Source organism: Sphingopyxis sp., assembly GCF_040216815.1.
GTDB lineage: Bacteria > Pseudomonadota > Alphaproteobacteria > Sphingomonadales > Sphingomonadaceae > Sphingopyxis.
The window spans coordinates 1-2,500 of the sequence record NZ_JAVJOJ010000010.1; the positions used below are offsets into that span (position 1 = coordinate 1).

Consider the following 2,500-nt stretch of genomic DNA (forward strand, 5'->3'; position numbering starts at 1 on the left):
AATCATCAGCCTGTTATCCCCGGCGTTCCTTTTATCCGTTGAGCGATGGCCCTTCCACTCGGGACCACCGGATCACTATGACCGACTTTCGTCTCTGCTCGACTCGTCAGTCTCGCAGTCAGGCAGGCTTATGCCATTGCACTCTAACAGACGGTTTCCAACCGTCCTGAGCCTACCATCGCGCGCCTCCGTTACTCTTTAGGAGGCGACCGCCCCAGTCAAACTACCCGCCACAGAGGGTCCCTGATCCAGTTTCATGGATCGAGGTTAGACATCAGAAAACAACAGGGTGGTATTTCACCTATGGCTCCACACCGGCTGGCGCCAGTGCTTCAAAGCCTCCCACCTATGCTACACAGTTCTTTCCTAATGCCACTCTGAAGCTGCAGTAAAGGTGCACGGGGTCTTTCCGTCTAACCGCGGGTACTCCGCATCTTCACGGAGAATTCAATTTCGCTGAGCATCTCCTGGAGACAGTGGGGAAGTCGTTACGCCATTCGTGCAGGTCGGAACTTACCCGACAAGGAATTTCGCTACCTTAGGACCGTTATAGTTACGGCCGCCGTTTACCTGGGCTTCATTTCGGAGCTTGCACCCCTCCACTTAACCTTCAGGCACCGGGCAGGCGTCAGGCCCTATACGTCGTCTTGAAGCCGACTTAGCAGAGCCCTGTGTTTTTGCTAAACAGTCGCTACCCCCTGGCCTGTGCCCCCTGCAACTGGTTGCCCAGATGCAGGGCCTCCTTCTTCCGAAGGTACGGAGGCAATTTGCCGAGTTCCTTCAGGAGACTTCTCTCAAGCGCCTTGGTCTACTCTACCATCCCACCGGTGTCGGTTTAGGGTACGGTCTATAATGGAGGGGCTATTTCCTGGAACCTCTTCAAAGCCTGACCAATCCAATAAGATCAGACAATTTACGAGATCCGTCACACACCTCCAGGCCCACGAATATTAACGTGGTTCCCATCGACTACCCCCTTCGGGCTCGTCTTAGGGGCCGGCTTACCCTGCTCAGATTAGCTTTAAGCAGGAACCCTTGGGATTTCGGCGAGAGGGCATCTCACCCTCTTTATCGCTACTCATGTCAGCATTCGCACTTCCGATACCTCCACGGCCCATTACCAGACCGCTTCATCAGCCTACGGAACGCTCCGCTACCGCGTGTATTGCTACACACCCTAAGCTTCGGTGCATCACTTGAGCCCCGTTACATTTTCGCCGCAGGAACCCTTATTTAGACCAGTGAGCTGTTACGCTTTCTTTAAAGGATGGCTGCTTCTAAGCCAACCTCCTGGTTGTTTTGGGATTCCCACATGCTTTCCCACTTAGTGATGACTTGGGGACCTTAGCTGTAGGTCAGGGCTGTTTCCCTTTTGACGACGGACCTTAGCACCCGCCGTCTGTCTGCCGGATATTACTCTTGGGTATTCGGAGTTTGGTTAGAATTGGTAGATCTCGCGACCCCCGCATCCATCCAGTGCTCTACCCCCCAAGGTATTCATCCGACGCTCTACCTCAATAGATTTCGCGGAGAACCAGCTATTTCCCGGTTTGATTGGCCTTTCACCCCTAAACACAACTCATCCGACAATTTTTCAACATTGAACGGTTCGGCCCTCCAGTGCGTGTTACCGCACCTTCAGCCTGGTCATGCCTAGATCACCGGGTTTCGGGTCTAATGCATCAAACTCATTCGCCCTATTCAGACTCGCTTTCGCTGCGCCTACACCTAACGGCTTAAGCTTGCTTGATACACTAAGTCACTGACCCATTATGCAAGAGGTACGCAGTCAGGCCTCAAGGGCCCTCCTACTGCTTGTAGGCGTTCGGTTTCAGGTACTGTTTCACTCCCCTCATCGGGGTGCTTTTCACCTTTCCCTCACGGTACTAGTTCACTATCGGTCATACAGGAGTACTTAGGCTTAGAGGGTGGTCCCCCTACGTTCAGACAGGGTTTCACGTGCCCCGCCCTACTCAAATCCTTCAACATCAGTTTCGCATACGGGACTGTCACCCGCTATGGTCACACTTTCCAGAGTGTTCTGCTACTTGAATTGAAGGCATTGGCCTGGTCCCGGTTCGCTCGCCACTACTACGGGAGTCTCTGTTGATGTCCTTTCCTCCGGGTACTGAGATGTTTCAGTTCCCCGGGTTCGCTTCACCAAGCCTATTTTATTCAGCTCGGTGATACCCTTCCCATTTAACCTTCGATGCCGACGGATCGGCAGCGAAATTAAATGGTGAGGGTGGGTTTCCCCATTCGGAAATCGTTGGATCAAAGCTTGCTCACAGCTCCCCAACGCTTATCGCAGCGTGCCACGTCCTTCATCGCCTCTGTATGCCAAGGCATTCACCAAACGCCCTTACCTCACACTTGAGAGTCCACACCACCAACGACAAGCCTGATGGCTCACCGCAAGTCGCGTGGATGATTGTTTTCTTTCTCAGCCAGTATTAATCAATGCGTTGATCGTCATGACCTTAAAGTCGCGGCGAACCGC

The 2,500-nt window shown here is 53.2% G+C and carries 1 rRNA gene; it reads right to left on the reverse strand.

Annotated elements, in window-relative coordinates:
* Positions 1-2,376, reverse strand: a 23S ribosomal RNA gene (locus RIA72_RS14765); the annotation flags it as partial.
* Between the last annotated feature and the right edge of the window lie 124 nt (positions 2,377-2,500).